Origin of the sequence: Photobacterium nomapromontoriensis, from assembly GCF_050336815.1 — a bacterium.
Classification (GTDB): domain Bacteria; phylum Pseudomonadota; class Gammaproteobacteria; order Enterobacterales; family Vibrionaceae; genus Photobacterium; species Photobacterium nomapromontoriensis.
The window spans coordinates 1-2,919 of record NZ_JAKJSL010000087.1 but is presented as its reverse complement, the minus strand read 5'-3'; the positions used below and the strand labels follow the sequence as shown (position 1 = coordinate 2,919).

The 2,919-nt window shown below is 52.1% G+C and carries 2 protein-coding genes; both read left to right on the top strand.

Annotation, left to right across the window (positions count from 1 at the left end; genetic code table 11):
* Positions 1-489: 489 nt before the first annotated feature.
* A complete protein-coding gene (locus tag L4D12_RS25235; protein WP_428450566.1) occupies positions 490-1,479 on the top strand; it encodes a TolB-like translocation protein in 990 nt (329 codons plus the stop codon).
* Positions 1,480-1,585: 106 nt separating this feature from the next.
* Complete coding sequence (locus tag L4D12_RS25230) at positions 1,586-2,812, top strand: TolB family protein (protein WP_428450565.1); 1,227 nt, start codon at positions 1,586-1,588, stop codon at positions 2,810-2,812.
* Positions 2,813-2,919 lie beyond the last annotated feature (107 nt).

Here is a 2,919-nt window from a genome sequence, read left to right as displayed (position 1 = left end):
ACTTCAGTATGTCGATATCCCAGAACCTCAGGGAAGACTACAACCACCGTGATTTCAGCGCGTTTTTCCCGCCCCTGCCCAGCCCCGACTTGTACTGGGAATCAGCCTATCGCCAACTGGATGCACAGAGCAAGGGAGGGGAACGTGGCTAACTATACCGTTCACGGCGTTTACCTGATGGAGGTAGCGTCTCCAATGTGGCAGACAGCGAAAATAACAATTACCGCAAATAACAGCAAATAACGAGCAGATAACACAGTGAACAGAAAAACAAAAATTCTTTTGGTCGGTGCGGCCATCGGCGGCGGCTTAGCGGCCGGAGGGGCCTACCTGTCAAACAACACCCCCTATGATGATGTGTATATGAACCGTCTGGATCTGATCACCAGAGTGCGAGAACTTTCCGGTAACAAACACACGCCTTCTTGGAAGATCGTTGTCGACATCCCCAACAATCCGCCGCTGGAAAAGTGGAATACCCAGCATAACATGCCACAGCTGATTACCACCATTCAGAATCCTGACCATGGACTCTATACCATGAACATGAACGGGACCGATGTTCGGCTGCTGTTTACCGCAAAGGAAATAGGTGGAAACATTGAGATTAAAGGCTTATCAAGGCCTTCCCGCTCACCCGACGGTCGCTATATCATCACCGCCTATCGACCAGAAGCCTTCCAATACAATTGTGTCATCTTCGACCTTAAAACCCGGCAAGCCCACCAGCTCGGGCCTAGTCGCTGCCATTCTTTTGACTGGCAAGCAGACAGTCAAGCGGTGTATTTCACCGGGGGGCAAAGCTGGCAACAAGCGCTCCGCTATGATGTGACCATCGGTACTGCGACGCCGCTGTCGCCCCCTCCTGAAAGTGAACTTGGCGAGCTGAACTACGATACTGACTTCGTCAGTGGCTGGAGATCACCTGACGGCAAGCACTTAATTCGCCAACTCAGTTATTACGCCATGCTGCGGGTAACGGACTCGAAGAATCAGGCCGTATTCACACTGCCGAACATGGAATACCTTGGCCGCGAGGCACACTACGCCAAAGGGTGCAATAAAGGGCTGGCATTTAGCGCCGACCACAGTACTTTCACCTGCAACACCATCGGTGATACGTTCAGCTACTATCGGTTTGCCACCCCAAAGGTTGTGGCAGGCATCGCGCCACAGCGCTGGATTGTACAAGAGGGACAGTGGTTTATGAGTGAGGATAGCAACGATATCACTCGCTTACGTCAGCCAGAAGAAGACTCACCACTTTCGGCGGTGCGTTATACCTACACCGGCAAGGGCAAGGGCCCGCTCGATGTTATAGCTGGCTACTTCAGTATGTCGATATCCCAGAACCTCAGGGATGACTACAACCGCCGTGATTTCAGCGCATTTTTCCCGCCGCTGCCCAGCCCCGACATGTACTGGGAATCAGCTTATCGCCAACTGGATGCACAGAGCAAGGGAGGGGAACGTGGCTAACTATACCGTTCACGGCGTTTACCTGATGGAGGTAGCGTCTCCAATGTGGCAGACAGCGAAAATAACAATTACCGCAAATAACAACACATAACGAGCAGATAACACAGTGAACAGAAAAACAAAAATTCTTTTGGTCGGTGCGGCCATCGGCGGCGGCTTAGCGGCCGGAGGGGTCTACCTGTCAAACAATACCCCCTATGATGATGTGTATATGAACCGTCTGGATATTATCACCTTCGTTCGTGAGATTTACGGTCACAAAGACACGCCTACTTGGGAGATCGTTGTCGACGTCCCCGACAATCCGCCACAAGAAAAGTGGAATACCCAGCATAACATGCCGCAGCTGATTACCACTATTCAGAATCCTGACCATGGACTCTATACCATGAACATGAACGGGACCGATGTTCGGCTGCTGTTTACCGCAAAGGAAATAGGTGGAAACATTGAGATTAAAGGCTTATCAAGGCCTTCCCGCTCACCCGACGGTCGCTATATCATCACCGCCTATCGACCAAAAGCCTTCCAATACAATTGTGTCATCTTCGACCTTAAAACCCGGCAAGCCCAACAGCTTGGGCCTGGCCGCTGTCAGTCCTTTGACTGGCAAGCAGACAGTCAAGCGGTGTATTTCACCGGGGGGCAAAGCTGGCAACAAGCGCTCCGCTATGATGTAACCACTGGTACTACGACGCCGCTGTCGCCCCCCCCTAAAAGTGAACTTGGCGAGCTGAACTACGATACTGACTTCGTCGGAGGCAGAGTCTCGCCTGACGGCAAGCATTTAATTCGCCAACTCCGCTATGACGCCATACAGCGGGTAGCGGATTCGAAAAATCAGGGCGTATTCACACTGCCGAACATGGAATACCTTGGCCGCAAAGCATACTACACCAAAGAGTGCGACAGCGGACAGGCTTTCAGCGCCGATCACGGCACTTTCACCTGCAACATCATCGGTGATACGTTCAGCTACTATCGATTTGACACCCCAAAGGTTGTGGCAGGCATCGCGCCACAGCGCTGGATTGTACAAGAGGGACAGTGGTTTATGAGCAACAATCGCCACTTAATCACCCGCTTACGCCAGCCAGGAGAAAACTCGCCGCTTTCGGCGGTGCGTTATACCTACACCGGCAAGGGCAAGGGCAAGGGCCCGCTCAATGTCATCATTGGCTACTTCAGTATGTCGATATCCCAGAACCTCAGGGATGACTACAACCGCCGTGATTTCAGCGCATTTTTCCCGCCGCTGCCCAGCCCCGACATGTACTGGGAATCAACCTATCGCCAACTGGATGCACAGAGCAAGGGAGGGGAACGTGGCTAACTATACCGTTCACGGCGTTTACCTGATGGAGGTAGCGTCTCCAATGTGGCAGACAGCGAAAATAACAATCACCGCAAATAACAGCAAATAACGAGCAGATAATACAG